This window comes from Pleionea sediminis, from assembly GCF_007570825.1.
Lineage (GTDB): Bacteria > Pseudomonadota > Gammaproteobacteria > Enterobacterales > Kangiellaceae > Pleionea > Pleionea sediminis.
The window spans coordinates 392,955-416,375 of record NZ_SUNB01000002.1 but is presented as its reverse complement, the minus strand read 5'-3'; the positions used below and the strand labels follow the sequence as shown (position 1 = coordinate 416,375).

Here is a 23,421-nt window from a genome sequence, read left to right as displayed (position 1 = left end):
ACTTTAGTTACCAGAATTGTTATAGCCATCAATCAATTTAGGCCACTGCTTTTCATTCCAGTGAAACTCGTCGTTTTTTCCTACTTCTTTTTTGAGCGAACGCAAAAGTCGATCTAAATTTTGTTGCTTCCATGTTGTATTGGATGTTCGAAACTCACATTTATCAAAATCAATAATCCAAATTTTGTTTTGGTCGTCGACCAATATATTGTGGATATTAAGATCTGAGTGAAAAACATTTTGATCATGAAATTTTCGTACGGTTGCCCCTATTTTTCTCCAGATTTCATCTGGTAACTTCTCTGTTTTTAAAAGTTCAAAAGCGTCTTTTGAGTTGTTGATTCTTTCAATTATTAATTTCGCTCGGTAGTGACTGCCTGTTTTTTGGATTAAACCAGCTGTAGGACGCGGACATGGCAGGGCTTTTTGCGTCATTTTTTCTAATAAACTCAATTCAAGATAAGCTCGAGTGCTTTCTATTGAGTTGAAGCGATATCTATCTTTATTGAACTTCGCAATTAAGCCACCACGCAAATACTTTCTGAGAACGTATTCGTGGTTATTAGATGAGAAAAAGTAAGTGGTATTTCTGCCTGTTGATGTACCTGTAATAGCATTTTGATCGATCCAATGATTGGGTTCGAACCACTCGGGCGATAAATTTTGGGGCGTGAAACTGCAGGTTAAAACATATACTCCTGATTCCACTTCGTTACTTGATATCAAGACTCAGGCTCTTTTTTATACTGATAACTCATAATAACCGAATTAAGAAGGGTTAGGCAAAATAAGTGGTTAAAGCGAGGTTCTCTAAAAATTGACGATCATTCCCAAAAGGGTGGTCTATCAGTCAATAGAGCTCCGAAGCGCTGTATTGACTGATGTTTAAGTGCTTATACCTTGTCGAGGTGAACGTCCATTTGTGGATAAGGAATAGAGATTCCTTCTTCATCAAACTTTAGCTTAACGCGTTCGTGTGTATCCCAGTACACAGCCCAATAATCAGACGAGTTAACCCAGGGGCGAACGATAAAGTTTACAGAGCTGTCACCGAGTTCTGATACCGCGATTACTGGTGCGGGATCTTTTAAAATCCGCTCGTCAGAGTTAATTAAATCGGTTAAAACAGTCTTAGCTTTTTTTAAGTCATCGTCGTACCCAATTCCAAACACCATATCAACACGCCGCGTCGCTCGGGCGGAGAAGTTAACGATTTTTTCACCGTATATATTTCCATTAGGAATGATAATTTCTTTATTGTCAGGCGTTCTCATCGTTGTCGAAAAAATTGCTATTCTTTCAACTGTACCCGAAGCGCCACCCGCTTCAACAAAATCTCCCGCCTTGAAGGGTCTGAATATTATTAACATAACGCCTGAGGCAAAGTTTTGTAATGAATCCTTAAGTGCGAGACCAACCGCGATACCTGCTGCACCGATTAAGGCCACCAACGATGTTGTTTGTACACCCAGCTCGGATAACGCTGCAACCGCAACAAAGATAAGTAGTAAAGTTTTAACGATCCCGGACAGAAAGTTAATAAGTATGTCTTCAACTTTGGCCTTTGAAAGGAGCTTGGCAAAGCCTTTTGTTAACAAGTTGGCGATCCATTTACCGATAAAAAATATCAGCAATGCCATTATTAATGATAAGTAATTTTGCTGAACCCAGTTGATGGCTACTTGAGCCATACCTTCGACAAATTCTGCAAGTTTTTCCATAACGCCTCCGATTTTCTTTTTATGGAGTCATACTACGATATAAGTTGAGACTTTAAAATGATTTAAGGTCGTGAGTATAGCTCTTTGTTAATCTTTTGCAGAGATGTATGGGGTAAAGTTGTCAAAAAAGGAAAACTACCAAGTTTCGAGATTATCCACCGATAGGATAAATTGTATTTATTCAGTTATAAGTTCATTGAAACACAGAAATATTGTGAAACCAATTACCATTGTTTAATTATGGGTACTTGGCGTCTATCGACTGAATTAACAGCGTTAAAAGTTACTGTGGTACTTTAACCAACCAGAGATACCTGTGTGTAAACTTTTGCAGTCAAATCCGTATTTGTTCAACTCTTCTGCTGCATTTAAACTGCGACGGCCCGACTGGCAATAACATAAAATAGTCTTAGTTTTATCCAGCTTATTCAGATTTTGTTGAAGAGTATCAAGAGAGATATGCAGTCCTCCTAAATTAAAGGCATTTCTTTCAGGGTGTGTCCTAACATCGAGTAATATGCAATTCTCGAGATGTTTAAGGTTATCAAATTCTTCCGTAGTTAATTCGAAATCTTTTTTTGGGGAGGGAGAGCAGCTTTCAGTATAGAAAGAACTATTTTCTTTCGACAGGTTATTTGAATGACACGTTGGGCAATCGGGCGAGCGACTGAGTTTGATGTTGCGAAAGGTTAACTCTAGCGTTTCAACAAGTAGCAGCGTATTTTTTAAAGGTGTGGGAAGTTCGGTTAACCATTTAATGGCTTCGTTTGCCTGAATTAATCCTAATATTCCTGGAGTAACCCCAAGAACCCCACCACTGTTACAATCAGGTATGTCTGTTGGCATTTCTGGAAAAAGACAGCGAAAACACGCGGTATCTGGAGTAAACAAGGCACATTGGCCAGAAAACTGGTGCACACTGGCGAAGATCCAGGGTGTTTTTAAATAAGAGCAGTAGTCATTGATTAAGTAACGAGTGGAAAAATTATCGGTGCAGTCGAGCACTATATCTGCTTGTTGAATGAGTTTTTCCGCATTGTCAGTCGACAGCGAGCTTTTTATTGTGTTAAGTCGAATGTGGGAGTTTAGTTTTTGCAGGTGCTTCTGGCCTTGAGTCACTTTTAGCTGCCCGATATCATCTTCTGTATACAATATTTGTCGCTGTAAATTACTAACGTCGACGGAGTCTGCGTCCACTAAAGTAATTTTCCCGATACCTGCTGCTGTTAAGTATAAACTGGCCGGAGAACCAAGACCTCCGGCACCAACTATGAGAACATGAGAATTTTTTAACTTTGATTGTCCTTCGGCTCCCATTTGAGGAAGTTGAATATGCCGAGTATATCTTAGCCATTCTTTGGCATTAAATTCAGTGGGTTGATTCATATTTAAGAACGATGCTTTTTAAATTGAGCAATAAAGGTTTTGGTTGCCTCTATCGGGTTTTCTGCTTGGGTAATCGCTGAAATCATGGCTGCGCTATCAGTGCCTGTTTGGCAGATCTCTACAAGGTTGGACTCATTAATTCCGCCTATGGCAACAATGGGATAATTTAAAACCTGTCGCCAGTAACGGAGTCCTTCAATGTCATGTGGTTTCCATGGCATAACCTTGGTGGACGTTGGAAAAACTGGACCAACAGCAATGTATGATGGACGTAAACTATGTGCGCGTGCTACTTCATAATGACAGTGAGTGCTTATACCGAGTCTGATGTTTGCATCTTTTATCGCTGAAAGGTCTGCTTTTGATAAGTCTTCTTGCCCTAGGTGAACACCAAACGCTTGGTGCTTTATCGCCAACTTCCAGTAGTCATTGATAAATAGTTGGCAATTGGCTCCTTTTGCAATCTTTATCGCATCTTTAATTTCTTTCTCAAGTTCATTTTCAACTAAATCTTTCACTCGCAATTGAATGATATTGACTCCTGCTTCACACAGCTGTTTTACTTCGTGAGCTGAAGAGACAATTGGATAAACTCCTAATGGCTCATCACAACTAGCAAATTGAATTTTTTCAAATGGATAAGATGCCTCCGACGTTAAACAGGGTAAATCAATTTGTCGGTCAGGAAAGTGTTGAATTGAAACTGGCCCTTGTTGAGTTTCTGTACCATAACCAAGTCGAAGACCCTGGTTGATAGCCATTTTTGCAATGACTATAGAGTCATAGACGCTATAGTCTAATGCAATGGAGCTGGCGATAGCGGATGCAAAGGCACATCCTGTTCCCCTGGTATTAATGGTATCGATACGTTTGCTCGATAACCAAAAAGCTTTTTGCTCGGTTAAAACAAAATCTTGAGACCACGGAGTGTTAGCATGGCCACCTTTGATAACCACTGTTTGTGCACCCATTGATAAAATCATTTTGGCGGCAGCTTCAACATCGTCTGTTGTTCTTATTTTTAAACCACATAGAATTTCTGCTTCATCCAGATTGGGCGTTATCACTTTAGCATGAGGGATAAGATCATCTCTTAGATAACTCAAAAATTTATCGTCGTGAAAAGCAAATCCGCTCGAGCTTGCTAATACCGGATCGCACACTAAAGGAATGTTTTGTGAAGAAAGTCGATCTTTCAAAAATTGAATTTGTTGATAATTAGCGATGAGGCCTGTTTTTATTACATCCACAGGCATTTTAAGACTGGAGTTCATCTGGGTGCGAAATTCATCAAAACCCACTTCATTAATTGCATCCAAACTATCATTCGATTGTGCTGTATTGGCGGTTAAACAAATGGCACTGTGAACACCCATTGCGGCTTGTGTTTTTATATCGGTAGCGATTCCGGCCATTCCCGATGAATCACTACCGCACAAATTGAGAACAATTGGGCGGACTGGAGCACTGTGGCATAGAGACATAGAACTAAACTCGTTTGTGAGATGATGTTTGTTAGATAACTCGTTTCAAAGTATCGTCGAAATTTAAGTTTGATGCCAGAATGGAGTGCCCAAAGTTGGTGTACTGGGTTGCGCCATATCTCTTTGTTGCATTAGTCCAGCCTCAAATCCTAGTCTTCCAGCTTGCACTGCATGACTAAAAGCTGTGGCCATTTTTACTGGCTCACAAGCTTCGGCTACGGCCGTGTTCAACAGAACACCATCAAATCCTAATTCCATTGCAAACGATGCATGAGATGGAGCACCAATTCCAGCATCTACAATTAAAGTTGTTTCAGGCAAGCGGTGTCTCAATGTTCTTAATGCGTATGGGTTTATCAGTCCTTTTCCTGTACCGATAGGCGCACCCCAAGGCATTAAAATTCGGCAGCCTGCGGCAACCAGTTTTTCGCAAATTACCAAGTCGTCAGTACAATAAGGAAAAACTTCGAATCCTTGTGCAATGAGTTCTTTACTCGCCTCAATCAAACCTAATGGGTCGGGTTGTAAATTATATTGATCGCCTATGACCTCTAACTTAATCCAGTTTGTGTCGAAAACTTCGCGCGCCATTTGTGCCGTTGTTATAGCTTCTTTTACGGAATGACAACCAGCCGTATTCGGTAATAGATGGTATTGACTATTTTTGATAAGACTCCAAAAATCCTCACCGCTATTTTCTCGGGGATTTTGTCGTCTTAATGATACTGTGACAATTTGCGACTCTGATGCGGCGAGTGCTTCTTGCATAATTTGTGGTGAGGGGTATAAAGCTGTACCTATAAGTAAACGACTTGTTATTGTTTTATCTGCCAGCTGCCAATTTGATGATAATGGATTCATCTTATCCTCCTTGCATTGGAGACAATAGTTCAATGCGATCGTTATTTTTTAGAGTGATAGTTTGATATTGAGAGCGGGGCACAAAATTGTCATTAATAGCAATGGCAAATTTAAACTCAGAGTTTCCATCTGAAATGTTTTCATTGGGACTACTTTCTTTTTTGTGTGATTGAAGACAACTTTTCATAAAGTAACTATCTAAAAACTCACAAAGTTGTCGATGCTCTGTTGTTATTGCGGTTCCATTGATAGTGATATCAATCATTTAAGCGACCTCTGAGAATAAGGTTTGAAATGGAGACTGATAAGATTCATTTGAGTTCAACCATTGCGTGACTTCTTGTGCGATGGTTGGAGCTAATAAAAAACCATGGCGGAAAAGGCCATTAATCTTAATCAATCGATTGTCAATGAGAACTTGGGGTAAGTTGTTACGTAAAGCGGGCCGACAATTCGTTTGGCTCTGAATAATTTTGGCTTCGCCAAAACCTGAGTGCACAGCATAACTTGCAGATAATAACTCCATCATTGAGCGCACACTGATTGGTGAAAAGTCATGACTTTCAATTTGCGTGGCGCCGATAATGTAGAGTTGATCTTCTAATTGAGGTACAACATATAATCGATAACGGGGATGCATTAATCGAATCATGTGAGTCAGCTTTACTTCAGGAGCCTTTAACCAAACAAGTTCCCCTCTGACTCCACGCAATTCCTGCCACTGTGGTTTAGCTCCAAGTCCACGTGTATCAATGACCCAATCAAATGGATAAGATTTTTCTAAGGTCGTTATTTTTCTTGAGTGAACTTGGCTCACATGTGTCTTAGCATACCAGTTAATACCGCTTCCTAATAAATGTTTGGCCAAAGCTTGCATCGTTTTTTGAGTGTTTAACCAAGCTTCATCTTCCAAATAAATGGCTTGGTCAAATGATGAGTTAAGCTCGGGTTCTTTTTCTGATAGTTCAGTACGACTTAACCTTTTAACATTATTGTCAGAGGAAATTTTCTTGTGGTTGAGCTGTTGATTAAACTTTAGAAAGTCTGCTTTGTCATTGTTGTGGGCAACGACGAGTGTTCCTTGTTGTTGAAAACCGAGATCGCTTTGCAAAGTACTTATTAACTTGGGCCACAATTTTAATGATTTAAGCCCCATGTTATAAATTGGTTGTTCAGCTGATTCTAATTCTGTGTAGGGGGTTAACATGCCTGCGGCAGTGTAAGCTGCAGCACTGCCCGATTCAATCGAGTCTTGATCAAATATAGATACTGAATAACCTGATTCAATAAGCTGCATGGCAAGCAGCCGGCCCATTATACCAGCTCCTGCAATACCTACCTTTGCTTTCATCTGACTCAATGATTAATTCTCCGAAAGATCATGTCGACTCAATATTTTTATCAACTTTATTAAACAATTTTAGCTATCCGACGTTTCGACATAAATTTCACCGCCAGCATTTTTGAATTCCTCAGACTTTTTTGCCATTTCTTTTTTGATCGATTCTTGTGAGTAGCTTTGAACTTCTTGACTGATTTTCATGGAACAAAACTTGGGACCGCACATTGAGCAAAAGTGAGCAACTTTTGCGGAGTCTTTAGGAAGCGTTTCATCATGAAAAGCGCGTGCTCGCTCGGGATCGAGTCCAAGATTGAATTGATCTTCCCAGCGGAATTCAAAGCGTGCTTTTGATAATAAATCATCTCGATAGACAGCCCCTGGATGTCCTTTTGCAATATCTGCTGCATGTGCGGCAATTTTGTAAGTGATGATTCCCTCTTTAACATCGTCTCGATTGGGAAGGCCCAAATGCTCTTTAGGTGTCACGTAACACAGCATAGCGCAACCAAACCAGCCAATCATTGCGGCACCAATTCCGGAAGTAAAGTGATCGTAACCAGGTGCTATATCCGTTGTTAGTGGTCCTAAAGTGTAGAAGGGAGCTTCATGACAATGCTCAAGTTGCTGATCCATATTTTCTTTTATCATATGCATGGGGACGTGTCCTGGGCCTTCTACCATTACTTGAACATCGTGCTCCCAGGCGCGTCGAGTTAATTCACCCAAAGTTTTTAATTCACTGAATTGGGCTTCATCATTGGCGTCAGCAATCGACCCTGGACGTAATCCATCGCCTAAAGAAAAGCTAACATCGTAAGCTTTCATAATTTCGCAAATTTCATCAAAATGAGTGTATAAAAAGTTTTCTTGATGATGTGCGATACACCACTTAGCCATAATCGAACCACCGCGAGAAACAATTCCAGTCACTCGATCCGCTGTAAGTGGGACGTATCTCAGGAGCACTCCTGCATGAATGGTAAAATAGTCGACGCCTTGTTCGGCTTGCTCAATAAGAGTGTCGCGAAAAACTTCCCAGGTGAGGTCCTCCGCTATACCATTTACTTTTTCGAGTGCTTGATAAATGGGAACGGTTCCAATAGGCACTGGCGAATTACGAATAATATAATCACGAGTGGCATGGATGTGTTTACCGGTCGACAAATCCATGACGGTGTCTCCTCCCCAGCGAATCGACCATACAAGCTTCTCAACTTCTTCTTCGATGTTTGAAGATAGCGCTGAATTGCCTATATTGGCGTTAATCTTAACGAGAAAGTTGCGCCCGATTATCATGGGTTCTAATTCTGGATGATTAATGTTGGCTGGAATGATTGCTCGACCTTGCGCTATTTCTGCTCTCACAAATTCCGGTGTTATAGGTTTTAAATTTGCTCCCAATGGATTACCAGCACGACGTTTAGAGCGTTCAGCTGTTGAGAACTCATTATTAATATGTTCTCTTCTTTGATTTTCTCGCAATGAAACAAATTCCATTTCAGGAGTAATAATGCCTTTTCGAGCGTAGTGTAGTTGAGTAACGTTGCATCCTTGCTTGGCGCGTCTTGGTGTTCTCTGTAGGTCAGGATTGAAATATTTAAAAGCTTTATCTTGATCGGTATGGCCATTGTCTGCAGGAATCATTGGTCGCCCGTCGTAAAGCTCTGTGTCATGTCGGCTTTCTAGCCAATTCTTTCTAATACTGGGTATGCCAAGGTGTACATTAATATGATGATTAGGATCGGTATATGGACCTGACGTATCGTAAAGGGTTATGTTTGTACCGTCAGTTAAATTAATTTGCCGCATGGGTACTGACACTTCTGGATTACGGTCAGATTTAATAAACACTTTTTTACTGGCTGGTAAGGGTGCTTGTGTAATAGACGTTGTTCTATCGGAAATGCGTTCTTGAGTGACTGTTGAATGTTCTGAAGAATGGATATTGGTCTTGCTATTCATGTTGTTCCTCACTGTGATAAATGTGAGGCGCAGAGGGCGTTTGTCTTGTCGGGCATTTTAGTTTTAGAGAGTCAATTTATAAATAAAATCGACTCTAAGACAAATAATTCGCTCATCCCTACGCCGATATTAGTCGGATCAGGTTCTGCGGGTTTGCGAATTAACAACAATGATTGAATAGCTTGCCGTGTTATCGCATCTCAGCTCGATAAAACCATACGGTTCAAGCACCCCGAGAGCATTTCGCGAGGATTATATCAAATCTAAGGTATAGAGGAAGAAGTCGTTAAGTATTTTCCGTGAAAAATAACAGTGAGTTCGGTGAAGTCGTATTTTAGGGTATAATTATCTTGTTGTGAGATTGTTTTGGTTGGAGCTTATGAATTTTCGAACGTTTCTCCTAGGTTTTATTACTGTTATTTATAGCACGCCTTCTCTTGCTTTTGACGCCGGTGAGCACGCAATATTAGGCGATATGGCGATGGCTCAATACTTTCCTGAATATGAAAACCGGATAACTAATTTAGAGGCCGATATTGATTTTCGTTACGGTCATTTAATTGCTATGTCGGGAGACATGTATAAAAGCATTGAGGAAATGGCATTGGATGAACCGAGTTACCTCAAAGATTACTACCTTCATAATAGAAAAAAGCTAAAGGAATGCATTGATAAGGAAATTCGCTCAATTCGAGAAAGTAAAGAGTATGAAAAATGTAGCGAGACGCGAATGGTAAAGAGAAAATTTCGTTATCTTACATTGGCCCATGACAATTACTCTCACTTTGCCTGGCATAATATTAAAAATTACATTAATTTTCATGAGAAAGCACTCTGGTTTGCTCAACTTGCTTATTTAAAGTGTGATAAGAAGCAATGGAATGATAATAATGCTGGTTGTAAGGAAAAAAGCCATGAGTTAAAAAGGTTAGTTAATAAATCTTCTTACAAGAAAAGACTATCTAAAAAATATGAATATTTAGATTCTATTTTAGCTCGGCGTCGCTTAACGAAAAAGTACCTAATAGAACTATCCAAAAAGAAAATGATCGATTTGGCATTATTTGCAAACTCATATGCCGATCACTTTCTAAGTGATGCATTTTCATCTGGACACTTGAGAGTTCCACGTTCTCAAATTGACGCTTTTGTTGATGCCGATGCTGACATAAAACAACTTTTTCGAAAGTCTAAACGTGAAGAGGGTAGTGTGATTTCTGGTGCTTTAACTCAGTATTTGCATAACTTAGATGGCGACCTTGTTGGCGTTCAAGTTAAGAATTCCCGAGGAGAAGAGTTTATTTTACGCGGTGATAAGCAACTTTTTGCCGTTGATAATGGAATAGAGATGGCGGGTGAGCCCGATAAACAGATGAGAGCAAAATTACCGATAGAGGCAATTGGTTTATCTCTAAAGGAAGTTTTCGATGTCATCGAGAATGGTAATTACAACTCGTTAACTACTTATACAGCTTTACAGCTTGTCCCCTTTGTTGATTTTGATAAGGAGAAAAGTTTACAGGAGATTGTGTCTGGTCATATTGAAAAAGAGGGGTCTGTGAAGGCCGCATTAGACAAAATGAGTCCTGAGATGAAGAATTTGTATCGTAGTGCTATGTTGTTTGAGGACTTGAGTTATAAAAAGTTTTTTACTCGGTTTTCGCAAAGTATTGATCCGATAATGCAAAAATTTCGACGACAGATAGAGAAGGAAATGGAAGAAGAGCGTTGGGCTGAGAGAATTCCTAAAGCATTAAAAACCGCATTAGTTAACATTCGGTGATAATGCGGTTTGATTGTGCTTTACCTGAAATCTCATTTGTGCCAAAGTTCATACACTGGAAAATAACAAGTCTATTCAAAATGAAAAAATTATTAATAACAACCGGACTGGCTATACTGACAGGGCATTCATATGCGACACAACCACATATGGCTTTAATCGATGTATCTTACATTGAAACGAGTGATGATGAGTTGTCTGGGGAGCAATTTAGATTGCAGTTACCTGTTAAACAAGGATTATATGTTAGTTATGAGCGAACTTCGCTTGATGGTGATGTTGCGAATTCTGGCTACAAAGCGAAATCGCTTGGTGGAGGTGTTTTTTGGGGGGCTGCGGCAGGGTCTTCAATGTACATTGGATATAAAAAGGTCGAACTTGATTTGCCTGTATTTGATGACAAAGATGTGACTCGATACGAACTAGGGTGGCGCCGTCGATTGACTAACCAGCTTGAGCTGAATCTGGAATACAACCAAACTGGTTTTGATATGGAAGGCGTTGATGAGGATGGATATCAAGTCGGAATTCATTATTATTTCTCGCCAACTTTTGCTGTAACTTTTACTCGTGATCGATGGTTTGAGCAAGACAGAACATTTTTAGGAGTTCGGTTTACGTCGGGTAAGTAGAAACGGTTTAGTTAGCTGTAAAAAAGATAGAAAAAAACCGGCTTATGCCGGTTTTTTTTCTTGAGCAGTTTGAGCTGCTTTACCATTGTCTAGTGATGGAATGTTTGGCTTAAACCATAAAATTAATCTTGGAAGTAGTGTAAGGTTTGCTAGTAGTGCGGTACCCATAGCAATACTGGTTAAAATTCCAAAGTAGATTGTTGGTATGAAGTTTGAAAATACTAGCACAGAAAACCCTGCAATAACGGTTAACGATGTGTAGTACAGTGCTTTACCTATCGAATCATGGCACGCTTGAACACATGCTTCATAATCTTTACGTGTTGCATATTCTCTCCTAAAGCGGAAAATATAATGAATCGTATTATCCACACCTATCCCGACAGCTATTGCCGCTATCATAATTGTCATCATATCTAGAGGAATATTGAACCAACCCATCGCTCCTAGCACCATTGCTGCAGCCAATGCATTGGGTATTAAACCTAAAATAGCCAAAGCGAATGAGCGGAAGATAAATATGAACATGACCAATATAACTAAAAAGACAGTCACAATTGTTTTGATTTGAGAATCAAATAAGCTCGATAACATATTGTTGTATAAAACAAACATGCCGGTGATCGTATAATCTTCCTTGCTCAAACTTAACTCGTTCTGAAAATGATTGTGCAAACTATTTATGAAATCGTCACGTTTTAGTTTTGGGTGTGAATCAATCATTCTTATATTAAAATGAATCTGAGAGCCATCGTCGTTGTGATAAGGTTCGATAAGCTGACGCTTAATATCTGCAGACATTCTTTTGTAAAATAAACCGAGCAGAAAATCATCTAAGGTTTCACCGCCATTTAAATCGTTTAGCAAACGAAAACTGGAAGTTAAAGAGAGCACTTTTCCCGTGACTTCAAATTCTTCCAGGTAGCGATGTACTTTCGCAATTGACTCAACGCCATTGCGGGAAAATGATAGCGGAACAGCTTCTTCTTCATCTTCGAACTCAGAGAAACCATCATCGAAATCAAGTTTTTCAGGCTTGGGGATAAGAGCTTCTGTTTTGATAACGATATCCAATGGTGTTGTACCACCTAATTGCTCATCAATTGTTTTCATTCCCTGGTGTATTTCGGTGTGGCTGCGGAAGTAATCGATGAAAATATTATCAACACTTAGACGGGTTATGCCCGATGTTGCGAATATCGCGATCGAGAGCGCCGTAAATAATATTATTTTGTTACTTTTTAAAGTCCATCGTCCCAATGCTGACGTGAATTCGGTCAGTTTTGATTGCAACTGCTTTTCTGATTTATTGCGATAAGTCAATTTTACAAACAAAGGAAATGACAAAAAGGCGATGATAAAAGCTAACGCTAAACCCATCGACATCATTAATCCGAAGTCTTTAACAGGTCGAATATCACTAACGACTAATGAGCCGAAGGCCACCATAGTTGTTAATGCAGTAAAAAGACAAGGAATAAACATGGTACTCAAAGTATTTCTTAGTCGATCTTCAACACTCATGTTGGCATCGTTCGCTGAAAGCTCGCGAAAGCGAACAATTAAGTGAATCGTGAGTGACATGGTCATTATGAGTAGTAGAGCGATAAAGTTTGAAGAAATGACGGTCGCAGGCCAATCGAGCCACCCCAAAAGGCCAACCATACCTAAGACGGCAATTGAACAAATGCCAAGTGGTAGCACGATCCAATGCAATTGTCGGAATATGAGGGTTAAGATAAGAATTAAAATGATAAAAATTGCACTACCAAAGACGACCAAATCATTTTGTACATATTCCATTAAGTCATGAGCTATCATCGGAACACCACCGAGAAATAGTCTGGTATCTTCGGGGCCCTCAGCAATTATTGTTCTAACTTTGTTAATAACGTCAGCAGTAACTTGACTGTAAGCAGAGTTTTCTGCCCCAACTTTAGCTTGAAGTGCTTGCTTTTCGAGTAATTGAGATTCGGTAAGCTTGGTATTGGCATGCTTGACTTGGAATTGAGTTAATTCTCGAATGCTTGATTTCAGAGATTGGGGAACATCCAGGTTTATTTGTAACGCTGTTAGAGAGCCATCTTCTGAGAGAATAAGGTTCTTATAGATAGGATTGTTGACCAATATTTCTTTTGCCTGTTTTAAATCGAACTCACCTTCTCGTAAAGTCGTTGTTTTATTTTCAACAGTAAAAATATCGGCTTCTTCTGGATCATAAAGCGGAATATCGAGAATAGATGTTACCGATTCAACGGCACCGATAGATACAATTTGTTTTTGCAAGTTAGCGAGGACATCAAGATTTTTCTGTTGAAATAGCTCATCTTTGGGCTCGAATAATAGAAAGAGATAATCATCGCTACCATATTCTAAATAGGTTTTGCGGTATTCTGTTAGAGATGGGTCGTTTTCCAGAAGCAATGAATCTGCGGAGGCATCGAGTCGAAAATCACCCAGCTTAATGGTTAATCCAGCAACAGCTAGCACAAGAAAAAATAAAGTCAGGGCAGTTTTCTGAATTGTTAATTCTGCAATCCAGTTACCAAGTTTTGAACGAAAATCCATCAAAAGTTCCTAATGTTGGAGTGATGCACCCCAAGTTATTAAATTTTTGTATGCTCAATTGGTCGAACGTTTTTACGCCGGCTATTTTAAGCGCTAACCGTGATTCTTGTAAATTCATACTGAACCTAAACTGAACGGTCGTGCAGGAAGGAGTCAAAGTCAGATTTTTAGCTCAATTCAGGATATAGAGGTATTGATCCCGACGATCATTTATTATCGACAGATATTTCAAATTGGCAGGAGCGTGATTCGCGGATTTAATTTTATTTTGATGCGAGTGGTGTTTTATTTAAGCAGCTCTGACTTGATTTCTACCTTGGTCTTTAGCATTGTATAAAGCTTGGTCAGCCCGATGAAAGAAAGTATTTCCTGATTCTCCTACTTGCCATTCAGAGATCCCAAGACTTGCTGTGACATCAATTTCAATACCTAGTGCAGTTATTTTGGTTGCTTCTAGTTCCATGCGGATTCGCTCTGCGGTCAAGCGTGCGCTCGGGAGATCTGTCGCACTCAGTAAGACGACAAACTCTTCACCACCGTATCGAAAGACCCGGTCTTCCTTACGTACGGCATTACCCAGTAAACTGGCAACTTGACGGAGTACTTCGTCGCCTGCCAAATGACCATAGGTATCATTAATCCGCTTAAAGTGATCGATGTCGACGACTAACATGCATAAATTGTGACGATGTCGCTCTGAACGACTTATCTCCGTATCCATCGCGTGATCGAAAGCATAGCGATTAGCCAGGCCCGTTAGAGGATCTCGCTGAGCATTTTGAATGGCTTCGCTGTACATTAATGCATTTCTCAATGGAAAGAGAAGAATACTAATAAGATGTTCGAGGCGAATTAAGTCGGTTTCGGAAAAAGATTTATGCGATGAGCACTCGATTTCGCCCAAAACCTGCTCTTCAATTGCCAAAGAGTAGCGACATAAATTTTCGTGTTTCTCACCATGATAGACAAACAATTGTTGCTCATCATTTCTAAAGGCGACGCTCTGGCATGGCACAATGAGTGATGCCTGTTCGCAAAAAGTTGTGAGAAGAACTTCAATATTCAGTGTTTGCTGTAATTTATACGCCAATAATTGACCTGAGGCGAGAAGCTCGTCTGACGGTTGGTCCATGCGCGGCGCTAGATATTCTAGCTTTGTCGCTTCTGAACCAATCGTTTTATGAAATGCGTGTTCCATAGTATTTACTTAAATCTAATTAACCTGGATTTGTATCTGCGAATTGCGTGCCAGTCTTATGCATTTAAGAATTTCTATAATTTAAACAAAGGGTTGGAGTGCTATTTGTTCTTACTGAATTAGATAGAGTCAATAATTTGACTGCTTCTTATTGGATTGTGTCGAGAAATTTGGCTGAATCTTGGGAAGAAGTGTCGGGATTGTGTCGAAAGCGGCAACTCAATGCCGCTATTCGTTATACTCAAACTTGAGATTATCCATCAAACCGTTGATTAGTAACTGATTTACTGTCTTCGGCCATTAAGTAGGTGTAAAGGGGCATCAGTGCGTCGGCTGTTTTTAAATCACCGGGATTTTCTGCCGGAAAAGCTGCTGCTCGCATTTTTGTTCTTGTTGCACCCGGATTAATAATATTCACTCGGATTGAAGTATTTTCCAACTCATCGGCCAGTACCTGTGCGAGTCCTTCTGTTGCAAATTTTGAAACGGAATAAGCGCCCCAATAGGCTCGACCTTTATTGCCGACTCCCGAGCTTGTAAAAATAATCGAACCTGAATCTGCTTTACGTATCACCGGTATTAAAAAGCGAGTCAATAAAAAGGTGGCATTGACATTGACCTGCATAACATTTTGCCAAGTTTCAATGTTATAAGCTTCTATCGGCGATAAGTCACCTAATTGACTGGCGTTATTGAGTAATCCATCCAATCGTCCAAATTCTTGATCGATAGTTTCAGCGATTTGCTGTGCTTGCTCAGCTGACATGTGTAAAAAGTTAATTGGTATGATAGCCGGCTGTGGTCCGTTAAAGGCCTCGATTTCGTCGTAAACTTCTTCTAACTTTTCGGTAGTACGACCAACAAGAATAACGGTTGCGCCAAGTTTGGCATAAGTCAGTGCTGCTTCTCGGCCAATGCCATCGCCAGCACCCGTCACCATAATTACTTTGTCTTTCAGGCATTGCTCTTTAGGTTGAAAGTCGACCGTCATGAATTAAAGACCTTACATTTTAATCTGCTTTGTATGAACTACAGTTTAACATTCTTGTTTAACGGTCGCACGATTTGTCAGGCAATATGGATGAGAAATTATTCGGTAAATATATCTGATTGAAATGTTTTAATTTTCCATGATGTCCAAAGTTTTCTGATGCCACTCAGTTCGTAAAACCGTTGTTCTTCGATACAACGTTTGTTCAATTTTCTCCAATCATACGCAAATTGAAAAAAAATCTTTGCCGGTAGTTGGCTCAGTTTAACTTGACTTTTATGAATAGGAAATGTGAGAAAAGAAGTGATGGACTCGTGTGATAATGCCGCCAACTGATGATTTAAAATACAGCGCTTGATGATCCAGTATTGTCCAAGAAATTTTGAGACTGGGATTAATTGCTCTTTTTCGTTTTGTGATGGAATGGCATGATTATTTAAAATGGCCAACAAGCTTTTGCCCAATATGTTGACTAGTGAATCATTGAGTAGCAGCTTGTCGTGACTCGAACACTTTAGCAACTCGAAAATAAGAGACATGATTAGCTCTATTACAATGTTAGTGTCGAGAGGTGCTAAAAAATTCAGTAAAGGGTGAGAGGATTCTTGTTGTTGAATGGCATGCAACCACCACTGTAGCTTTGCTTGATAAACATCCGGTTCAGAAGATTGAATACGACTGTTGGAAATTGCATCGACGAGTGCCAACTGTGTCCAAATGTCAGTGTTATTTTTTAAATAGAGCATCGCATAATATTCTTCACTGCCTGTTGGAAAATGTTCATTAATGCAATACTGAATTATATTCAAGTTGTCACCGATGATTGTTTTAGAGTGGAGTGTACCTTTTTCTGGTAAGCCTAACAAAAAAAGGGCAAGTTCACGATGTGATTACTTACCCAAAGGGGTGGAGAGGATAGTTTTTACTTTCTTTGAAAGGCTCCTTTAATGTTGGTTAGAGTTACTCGTTAGCCGCGAATGTCTGGTCTGATTGTGGAAAAAATCGAATACTAACGCGGCGTTCAAGTGCGTAGGCATCATAATCACCTTCGGGAGCTACCGAGCTTTTTTCGCCGTGAGCGGCTGAAATGATGCGTTCTTCGTTGATACCTTGCTCCATAAGTAAACTTTTTACAGATTCGATCCGTTGTTCTGATAATTTTTGATTTTCTTCCTGATTTCCTCGAGGATCGGCGAACCCATCTAACTTAATGGTCAATTGAGGATATCTCACTAAAAAGCTTGCAAGTTGTTCAATTCGTGAACGGTCTGTATCGTCGAGGCCCGTTTCTTTGGTAGAAAATAACAAGTCCATTTGCAGCATTTCCGATCCCTCAAAACTCGACTCATTGTGTGTTTGACTTTTTAGCTCCGATAGTTCGCGCTCTAGTTGACTGTTCTGAATATCTTTTTCTGTTAGCTCTATTTTCAAATCGTCGACTTGATTGGCTTTTCCAACTTCTTCTCCCAATAAACCTCCTATGGCAGCACCGATGACGAAGCCAACTGGGCCGCCAGCTGCCGCTCCAACCGCTGCTCCACTTGCTATGCCGATGCCTTTTTCTTTGTCGTGCTCAGCATGCGCTGAAGGTGCTTGAGTTAACGTTGCTAATACCATGGACGTGATAACTAGTGCTTTTTTCATTGTCTTTTCCTCTTTCAATCTGTAAAAATGTTCTCAAAATTTAATAGGGCCTTCCCTGGCTTATGGCGAAACTGGTTGAGGTTCCGCTATCCTTACTGTGGGTCGGTTATTGGTGCCTTATTGCTTGGCACAGGTTTATTAAAACGAATTCAGCGGGCTTTTTTATGGTTGTAAAGTGGCGAACCACTGGGAAATTGTGGCAAGAATATGGCGTCACATTGATGAGGGCAGAGAACAATGGCTAAACGAGTCGCCTTGGTCGAGGATGAGGCTGCAATTCGAGAGAATTATACACAAGCGTTAGAAAAATACGGATATCAGGTCGAAACCTATGCGAGTTTAGAGGAAGCTAAAACTGGGTTATCTCAGCGACTGCCTGATCTTGCTGTGTTAGATGTGGGACTTGGCGACGAACCGGAGGGCGGGTTTAAGTTATGCCAGTGGTTAAGGCAGCAATCAGAGTCTTTGCCTATTGTGTTTTTAACTGCTATGGACTCTGACTTTGATGTTATTTCTGGACTTCGTCTCGGAGCAGATGACTATATTACGAAGGATATTAGCTTACCTCACTTTATGGCTCGAGTTGCAGCTTTGTTTCGTCGTATTCAGGCGTTGGCAATGAAAGAAGAGCAATGTGAACAATTATCGGTTGGACCTTTGACCCTAGATTTAGATCGTATAAAAGCGTTTTGGAATGAGCAGCTGATTGATTTAACACTCACTGAGTTCTGGATGGTTCATGCTTTGGCAAAGTCTCCCGGTCATGTAAAAACTCGAGAGCAATTAATGGATACTGCGAATGTTGTCGTTGATGATTCGACAATTACTTCACATGTAAAAAGGATTCGAAAAAAATTCGCTCAGTTTGACTCGAGTTTTGATTGTATCGATACCGTGTATGGAATGGGGTATCGTTGGAAATCTTAGTTGATGATTAAACGATTCTGGACACTAAAACGAAAGCTGCTCGTTTTTTCAGTAGCGTTGGTTTCGATACCATTTTTAAGTATTGGTTTTTTAAAGCAACTTGAACAAATTTTGGTGGATAATCTGCTCAATAATTTATCAAGTTATGCCTCGTCAATTGCTTTTTCACTGAACGAGCAATCTTTCGCAGAACAAGAAGGCGTCAAGCCAGCAAATGAAACACATCGCTTTTTTGTCTCTTCTGTAGAAAACACGATTTCAATTGATGGCTTTTTAGAAGATTGGTTACCCATTGAAGGTTTTTCTCATTCATTTTCTGGCGTAGAGCCAAGCTTAAATAATAAAAAACTGAATAATGAATCGAAGTTTACTGTAAATTTTGTCAGTGACGATCAGTATTTGTTTGGTATGTTGCAAGTTCGTGATAAATCTATTGCTTACCGAGAAGCTTTAGAACACGGCTCGGTAAGTGATAAAGCTATTATTGAGCTTTTCAATTCAGAAGGTAAACGGATCAAGCTAACATTTTCTCCCTTTGCCGTTGGTGGTCTTCGTCCAATTATTGAGAATCCTGACAAAATTACGTTTTGGGTGTCTGGTGCACAATGGCAAGAGTTTTCAGACGGTTATATTATTGAGTTTAAAGTACCTCTGTTGCAGCAGTGGAGAGGCGTTCGAATTACCGTTTCAGATTACGATTCACAGTCTCAAAAGCGAGAGCTTTTTTCATCTGTTTTATCGGAGCAAAAAAGTAATTACGCATCTTCTATAAACTTATTTGTTTGGCCCGACAAACAGCTTGAGGAAAAACTGGAAGAATTACAGGTCGATAAAGGAAAACGCGTTTGGGTTTTGGATGCGAACGGACAAGTACAAGCACGTCGCGGAAATTTGATTCCTGATGTTGAGATGACAAAAGTTAACCCTTTAATACATTTTTTATTGGCTCCCCCCCTAAGTGGTTTTGCTGATCCCAGAGCAAGAGCTATTGAATTGAATAATCCTTCAGTTGAAAAAGCCTTAAAAGGTGAGGTCGGAAGAGAGTTAGAGTCTATCGCTGGAGCTGAAGCCGCTATTGCATTTGTTGCTTATCCGATTCAAGTTGATGAGAAAGTGATGGGAGTAGTCGCTGTTGAAGAAACGGTTGCCGCAATACAAATGATACAACGACGGGCAATGAATATATATGTTAATACGACGCTCGTTATTTTGCTTATTGTGATTGTTAGTTTAATTGTGGTGGCTTCGCGCTTAACTCACAGAATTATGCGACTTAATAACAGTACTATTAAGGCTGTCGATGAGCATGGGCGTATCAAGGCAACCATTCACCCAGAAACTGCATCTGACGAGATAGGCGAGCTCTCAAGAAGTTTTGCACAAATGAGTTTGCGATTAAAAGAATATAATGAATACATGGAAAAACTGGCGGCGCGATTGACTCATGAGTTGCGAACGCCCATCGCAGTGGTGCGATCTTCGATTGATAATATAGCTCTATCAGAAGATGAGTCAATTAGAGATGCCGTTATTCGAGCACAAAGTGGAATTGACCGATTAAGTGATTTGATTTCTAGAATGCGAGAAGCTGCTCGACTGGAACAGAGCGTTCTTTCTGCAGAGCGTGACAAGCTAAAGTTAGCGGAGTTTGTTAGTGAGTACATAAATCAAGTCTCAAGCCTTTTCACCGAACATCGACTGGTATTTTCGAGTCGAGGTCAGGAAAAACCATTATTATCATCACCCGAATTGATTGCTCAGCTATTGGATAAGCTTATCTCGAATGCTCGTGATTTTGCGCCTGAAAACAGTGACATTGAAGTTGCTTTGAGTTTCGAATCGAAGAGGGTTTCACTTGCTGTGATTAATGAGGGCTCTCAATTACCGGACGCGACAGTGGATGAGTTATTTTCGTCTATGGCTTCGAGACGCAGTGAAAAATATCGCAAACCCGATCAAACCCATCTAGGATTGGGGTTATATATTGTTCGTTTAATTGCAGAAGCACATCGCGGAAAATATTTTGCTCGTAACTTAGAGGAAAGGCGTGGTGTGATGATTGGTGTTGAACTGCCGTATCTCTAGCAGCATTTAAAGGTTTACCTAAGTAGAAAAATGAAGCTGAAATTAAAGGGACTTTGTCATTTTCTAATCATTGTCATTGCTGGAAGAGAATCGTTTGAAAGAGTACAATGCTGCACATTCAATCAATCAATTAATTATATTTTTTAGTGGAGCCCGATAATATGTTTGAGCGATTAAAAGCACTCCCTGCTGATCCTCTACTCGGATTAATAACTCTTTATCGTGATGACCCCAATCCTAATAAAGTTGACTTGGGTGTTGGTGTGTATCGAGATGAGCAAGGTCATACCGCGATAATGAAAGCCATACAACAAGCGCAGAAAACACATTTATCGACTGAAGACTCTAAAACTTACATTGGGCCAATGGGTGTACCTGGCTTTGTTGATGGAATTAAAAAGTTAATTTTGGGAGAGTCTTCAAAAGCGCTGAGTGCTGGAGCTGTGGCAGGAATACAAACTCCAGGCGGTTGTGGTGCCCTTCGTGTAGGATTTGAAACCTTACGACGGCTTGGTGATGACTTAACGGTTTGGGTAAGCGATCCAACTTGGGCCAATCACATTCCAACCATTCGAGCTTCTGGTTTTGAGACGCAAGCGTATCCTTACTTTGATGCAAATACTGGCTTGGTTAACTATGAAGCGATGGATGAACAACTCGCCAAACTTGGCAAAGACGATATCGTTTTGCTTCATGGCTGCTGTCATAATCCGACGGGCGCTGATTTAAGTTTTGAGCATTGGCAACGTATAGCGGAGCGTGCGGTAAAGCAGGGATTTATCCCCTTTGTTGATATTGCCTATCAAGGATTAGGCGATGGCTTAGAATCCGATGTTAAAGGCGTTCGTCATCTCTCGGAACAAGTCGATGAGATGGTTATAGCGTCATCGTGCTCAAAGAACTTTGGTTTGTATCGTGAGCGGACGGGCTGTTTAATTGTTCAAACGGAAAATCAAGAACGATCGGCAGCGCTTCAGTCTCAAATACAAGATGTTGCTCGAGCCAATTATTCTATGTCACCTGCCTATGGCGGCTTTCTCGTTGATCTAGTTTTAAGCTCTCCTGATTTACGAACAAGTTGGGAAGATGAATTAAACGCAATGGCTACCAGGGTAAAGTCGTTACGAGAAGGATTGCTCGCTGAAATAAAACAACGAAATGTGAGTCAAGATTTCGACTTTATTACTCAGCAAAAAGGGATGTTTAGCTATTTAAATATTACTAAGGAGCAAGTGCGACAGATGAGAGATGAGTTTAGTATTTATATGGCGGACTCAAGTCGCATTAATGTGGCTGGCTTAAACTTATCGTGCCTTGGTTATGTTGCTGATGCTCTGAAAAAAGCGTGTGGTTAAAAAGTTTTTGCGGGGCTACAGCCCCGCAATATTGTTTTAAATGTAATATATCTTAGTTACTTTAATAGCGTACAGAGCTAGTTTCTTTTATTAAATTTTAGTCGGTAACTGCTTAAGATAATTTAATAAAGCAGTTGCATCAGAAAAACAAAGCGTCGCTTTCCAGTTTTCGGGATTTTCTTTTTTAGAAAAATAGCCCCAAAGTGCGGCAACCGATGTCATCTTTGCGGCATTTGCGGCGATGACATCGCGCTCATCATCTCCCACATACCAAACATTTTGTGGTTCAATATTGATGATTCGACAAGCTTCGAGCAGGGGCATCGGGTGTGGCTTTTTTTCACTAAACGTATCGCCACTAATCACCACGCTGGCTCGTTCTTCCAAGCTTAATTGTTTAATGAGCGGTGTTGTTAAAAACTCGGGTTTATTAGTGACAATTCCCCATGGTAGACCATTTTTTTCGAGATACTCGATGGTGTCTTCAATGCCTTTAAATAAAACCGTTTTGCGGCATAGGTTTCTTTCGTAAATTGTTAAAAGACGATCACGTAAAATGTCATATTCACGATCGCCTGGATTTAAATTGAAGCCTAGCTTTAGTAAACCAGGAGCTCCTTTTGAAACGACCGGTCGAATCAACTCAAAAGCCAGCCGCTCTTTTCCTTGTGAATTTAATACTTCATTCAGGGCGAACGCCAAGTCTTGCGCCGTGTCAGCGAAGGTTCCATCAAGATCAAATAAAATAGCATCTGGTTGCAGCATATTAATTTCCATTAACTCTTATAGTGGCACAAATAGTTAACATCCACATTGCTGTCTGATAGCCAATAATTTTGAGTCAAAGGGTTAAAGTGCATACCTGTTAGGGTTTTTAATTTTAAGCTAGATTGTCTTGCCCATCGATCAAGTTCGGAAGGCTTTATGAATTTAGCGTATTCATGGGTTCCTTTTGGTAGCATTTTTAATACATATTCGGCACCGACAATGGCAAAGAGAAAACTTTTCGGATTTCGGTTTATTGTTGAAAAAAAGACATCACCTTCGGGTTTGACTATATTTTTGCATGCAGCAATAACTGATTCTGGTTCAGGAACATGTTCCAACATTTCGAGACAAGTTACGATATCAAATTTGTTTGCGTGCTCTTTAGCAAATTCTTCCGCTGTACTTTTATGATATTCAACATTTTGCTTTGATTCTAACTGGTGAAGACGTGCAACCGATAAGGGAGCTTCTCCCATATCAATTCCAGTCACTTCTGCACCCATGGCACTAAGAGCATCCGCCAATATTCCACCACCACATCCGACATCAAGAATTCTCTTACCTTGAACACCGCCTGAATGTTTTTGAATGAAATCTACACGCAATGGGTTAATATCGTGTAGGGGTTTAAATTCGCTGTTTTTATCCCACCAACGTTCAGCGAGATCTTCAAACTTTTTAATTTCACCTAAATCTACATTTTGATTTTGCATA

General features: G+C 40.1%; 20 protein-coding genes and 1 riboswitch. Of the genes, 5 read left to right on the top strand and 15 right to left on the bottom strand.

The genetic code is table 11. The annotated features are described in order from the left end of the window. Positions 1-3: 3 nt before the first annotated feature. From FAX86_RS11720 to thiC, 8 genes are all read right to left on the bottom strand, one after another. Positions 4-708, bottom strand: coding sequence for a 3-deoxy-D-manno-octulosonic acid kinase (locus FAX86_RS11720; protein WP_164503556.1), 705 nt, complete (start codon positions 706-708; stop codon positions 4-6). A 185-nt stretch (positions 709-893) separates the two neighbouring features. Then, positions 894-1,691 (bottom strand): mechanosensitive ion channel family protein, encoded by a 798-nt coding sequence (locus tag FAX86_RS11715; RefSeq protein ID WP_205859206.1) that lies wholly within the window; start codon positions 1,689-1,691, stop codon positions 894-896. Positions 1,692-1,997: 306 nt separating this feature from the next. After that, a complete protein-coding gene (gene moeB, locus FAX86_RS11710; protein WP_144393597.1) occupies positions 1,998-3,107 on the bottom strand; it encodes a HesA/MoeB/ThiF family protein in 1,110 nt (369 codons plus the stop codon). A gap of 2 nt (positions 3,108-3,109) precedes the next feature. After that, on the bottom strand, positions 3,110-4,591 hold the full coding sequence (thiE, locus tag FAX86_RS11705; RefSeq protein WP_144393596.1) for a thiamine phosphate synthase: 1,482 nt from the start codon (positions 4,589-4,591) through the stop codon (positions 3,110-3,112). Positions 4,592-4,654: 63 nt separating this feature from the next. Further along, positions 4,655-5,452 (bottom strand): thiazole synthase, encoded by a 798-nt coding sequence (locus FAX86_RS11700; RefSeq protein WP_144393595.1) that lies wholly within the window; start codon positions 5,450-5,452, stop codon positions 4,655-4,657. Position 5,453: 1 nt separating this feature from the next. Continuing rightward, a complete protein-coding gene (thiS, locus tag FAX86_RS11695; protein ID WP_144393594.1) occupies positions 5,454-5,717 on the bottom strand; it encodes a sulfur carrier protein ThiS in 264 nt (87 codons plus the stop codon). Next, positions 5,718-6,803: a glycine oxidase ThiO gene (thiO, locus tag FAX86_RS11690; protein WP_144393593.1), complete on the bottom strand. Its 1,086-nt coding sequence runs from the start codon at positions 6,801-6,803 to the stop codon at positions 5,718-5,720. It lies immediately after the preceding gene. A 69-nt stretch (positions 6,804-6,872) separates the two neighbouring features. Then, a complete protein-coding gene (gene thiC, locus FAX86_RS11685) occupies positions 6,873-8,756 on the bottom strand; it encodes a phosphomethylpyrimidine synthase ThiC (RefSeq protein WP_144393592.1) in 1,884 nt (627 codons plus the stop codon). A gap of 98 nt (positions 8,757-8,854) precedes the next feature. After that, positions 8,855-9,001, bottom strand: a riboswitch (TPP riboswitch). Positions 9,002-9,135: 134 nt separating this feature from the next. On the opposite strand from thiC, the gene FAX86_RS11680 reads away from it, so the two are divergent. Both FAX86_RS11680 and FAX86_RS11675 read left to right on the top strand, forming a co-directional pair. Continuing rightward, a complete protein-coding gene (locus FAX86_RS11680) occupies positions 9,136-10,539 on the top strand; it encodes a hypothetical protein (RefSeq protein ID WP_144393591.1) in 1,404 nt (467 codons plus the stop codon). Positions 10,540-10,619: 80 nt separating this feature from the next. Then, positions 10,620-11,171, top strand: a complete 552-nt coding sequence (locus FAX86_RS11675; RefSeq protein WP_144393590.1) for a hypothetical protein — start codon at positions 10,620-10,622, stop codon at positions 11,169-11,171. 42 nt (positions 11,172-11,213) lie between these two features. On the opposite strand, the gene FAX86_RS11670 is transcribed toward FAX86_RS11675, so the two are convergent. The 5 genes from FAX86_RS11670 to FAX86_RS11650 form a co-directional block, all read right to left on the bottom strand. Further along, positions 11,214-13,739: an efflux RND transporter permease subunit gene (locus FAX86_RS11670; protein ID WP_144393589.1), complete on the bottom strand. Its 2,526-nt coding sequence runs from the start codon at positions 13,737-13,739 to the stop codon at positions 11,214-11,216. 289 nt (positions 13,740-14,028) lie between these two features. After that, a complete protein-coding gene (locus FAX86_RS11665; protein ID WP_144393588.1) occupies positions 14,029-14,937 on the bottom strand; it encodes a GGDEF domain-containing protein in 909 nt (302 codons plus the stop codon). A 253-nt stretch (positions 14,938-15,190) separates the two neighbouring features. Beyond that, complete coding sequence (locus FAX86_RS11660; RefSeq protein WP_144393587.1) at positions 15,191-15,928, bottom strand: YciK family oxidoreductase; 738 nt, start codon at positions 15,926-15,928, stop codon at positions 15,191-15,193. A 98-nt stretch (positions 15,929-16,026) separates the two neighbouring features. Then, the gene (locus tag FAX86_RS11655; protein WP_144393586.1) at positions 16,027-16,737 is read right to left on the bottom strand and encodes a hypothetical protein; all 711 of its coding nucleotides are present in this window, start codon (positions 16,735-16,737) and stop codon (positions 16,027-16,029) included. A 151-nt stretch (positions 16,738-16,888) separates the two neighbouring features. Further along, positions 16,889-17,572: an OmpA family protein gene (locus FAX86_RS11650; RefSeq protein WP_144393585.1), complete on the bottom strand. Its 684-nt coding sequence runs from the start codon at positions 17,570-17,572 to the stop codon at positions 16,889-16,891. 237 nt (positions 17,573-17,809) lie between these two features. On the opposite strand from FAX86_RS11650, the gene pdsR reads away from it, so the two are divergent. From pdsR to FAX86_RS11635, 3 genes are all read left to right on the top strand, one after another. Next, the gene (gene pdsR, locus FAX86_RS11645; RefSeq protein ID WP_144393584.1) at positions 17,810-18,499 is read left to right on the top strand and encodes a proteobacterial dedicated sortase system response regulator; all 690 of its coding nucleotides are present in this window, start codon (positions 17,810-17,812) and stop codon (positions 18,497-18,499) included. Positions 18,500-18,502: 3 nt separating this feature from the next. Beyond that, positions 18,503-20,584: an ATP-binding protein gene (locus tag FAX86_RS11640; protein ID WP_144393583.1), complete on the top strand. Its 2,082-nt coding sequence runs from the start codon at positions 18,503-18,505 to the stop codon at positions 20,582-20,584. A gap of 161 nt (positions 20,585-20,745) precedes the next feature. Next, positions 20,746-21,939 carry an amino acid aminotransferase gene (locus FAX86_RS11635; protein ID WP_144393582.1) on the top strand — a complete coding sequence of 398 codons (1,194 nt, stop codon included), beginning with the start codon at positions 20,746-20,748 and terminating at the stop codon, positions 21,937-21,939. Positions 21,940-22,029: 90 nt separating this feature from the next. On the opposite strand, the gene FAX86_RS11630 is transcribed toward FAX86_RS11635, so the two are convergent. After that, positions 22,030-22,704, bottom strand: a complete 675-nt coding sequence (locus tag FAX86_RS11630; protein WP_144393581.1) for an HAD family hydrolase — start codon at positions 22,702-22,704, stop codon at positions 22,030-22,032. An 11-nt stretch (positions 22,705-22,715) separates the two neighbouring features. Beyond that, complete coding sequence (gene ubiG, locus FAX86_RS11625; protein WP_144393580.1) at positions 22,716-23,420, bottom strand: bifunctional 2-polyprenyl-6-hydroxyphenol methylase/3-demethylubiquinol 3-O-methyltransferase UbiG; 705 nt, start codon at positions 23,418-23,420, stop codon at positions 22,716-22,718. Position 23,421 lies beyond the last annotated feature (1 nt).

What these genes read in the sequence shown, in the direction of transcription:
- pdsR (WP_144393584.1), top strand. Translation starts at nt 17,810, where the DNA reads ATGGCTAAACGAGTCGCCTTGGTCGAGGATGAGGCTGCAATTCGAGAG.
- FAX86_RS11650 (WP_144393585.1), bottom strand. Translation starts at nt 17,572, where the DNA reads ATGAAAAAAGCACTAGTTATCACGTCCATGGTATTAGCAACGTTAACT.
- thiC (WP_144393592.1), bottom strand. Translation starts at nt 8,756, where the DNA reads ATGAATAGCAAGACCAATATCCATTCTTCAGAACATTCAACAGTCACT.
- ubiG (WP_144393580.1), bottom strand. Translation starts at nt 23,420, where the DNA reads ATGCAAAATCAAAATGTAGATTTAGGTGAAATTAAAAAGTTTGAAGAT.
- thiS (WP_144393594.1), bottom strand. Translation starts at nt 5,717, where the DNA reads ATGATTGATATCACTATCAATGGAACCGCAATAACAACAGAGCATCGA.
- FAX86_RS11675 (WP_144393590.1), top strand. Translation starts at nt 10,620, where the DNA reads ATGAAAAAATTATTAATAACAACCGGACTGGCTATACTGACAGGGCAT.
- FAX86_RS11680 (WP_144393591.1), top strand. Translation starts at nt 9,136, where the DNA reads ATGAATTTTCGAACGTTTCTCCTAGGTTTTATTACTGTTATTTATAGC.
- FAX86_RS11665 (WP_144393588.1), bottom strand. Translation starts at nt 14,937, where the DNA reads ATGGAACACGCATTTCATAAAACGATTGGTTCAGAAGCGACAAAGCTA.
- FAX86_RS11635 (WP_144393582.1), top strand. Translation starts at nt 20,746, where the DNA reads ATGTTTGAGCGATTAAAAGCACTCCCTGCTGATCCTCTACTCGGATTA.
- FAX86_RS11630 (WP_144393581.1), bottom strand. Translation starts at nt 22,704, where the DNA reads ATGCTGCAACCAGATGCTATTTTATTTGATCTTGATGGAACCTTCGCT.
- FAX86_RS11660 (WP_144393587.1), bottom strand. Translation starts at nt 15,928, where the DNA reads ATGACGGTCGACTTTCAACCTAAAGAGCAATGCCTGAAAGACAAAGTA.
- moeB (WP_144393597.1), bottom strand. Translation starts at nt 3,107, where the DNA reads ATGAATCAACCCACTGAATTTAATGCCAAAGAATGGCTAAGATATACT.
- FAX86_RS11640 (WP_144393583.1), top strand. Translation starts at nt 18,503, where the DNA reads ATGATTAAACGATTCTGGACACTAAAACGAAAGCTGCTCGTTTTTTCA.
- thiO (WP_144393593.1), bottom strand. Translation starts at nt 6,803, where the DNA reads ATGAAAGCAAAGGTAGGTATTGCAGGAGCTGGTATAATGGGCCGGCTG.
- FAX86_RS11700 (WP_144393595.1), bottom strand. Translation starts at nt 5,452, where the DNA reads ATGAATCCATTATCATCAAATTGGCAGCTGGCAGATAAAACAATAACA.
- FAX86_RS11715 (WP_205859206.1), bottom strand. Translation starts at nt 1,691, where the DNA reads ATGGCTCAAGTAGCCATCAACTGGGTTCAGCAAAATTACTTATCATTA.
- FAX86_RS11670 (WP_144393589.1), bottom strand. Translation starts at nt 13,739, where the DNA reads ATGGATTTTCGTTCAAAACTTGGTAACTGGATTGCAGAATTAACAATT.
- thiE (WP_144393596.1), bottom strand. Translation starts at nt 4,591, where the DNA reads ATGTCTCTATGCCACAGTGCTCCAGTCCGCCCAATTGTTCTCAATTTG.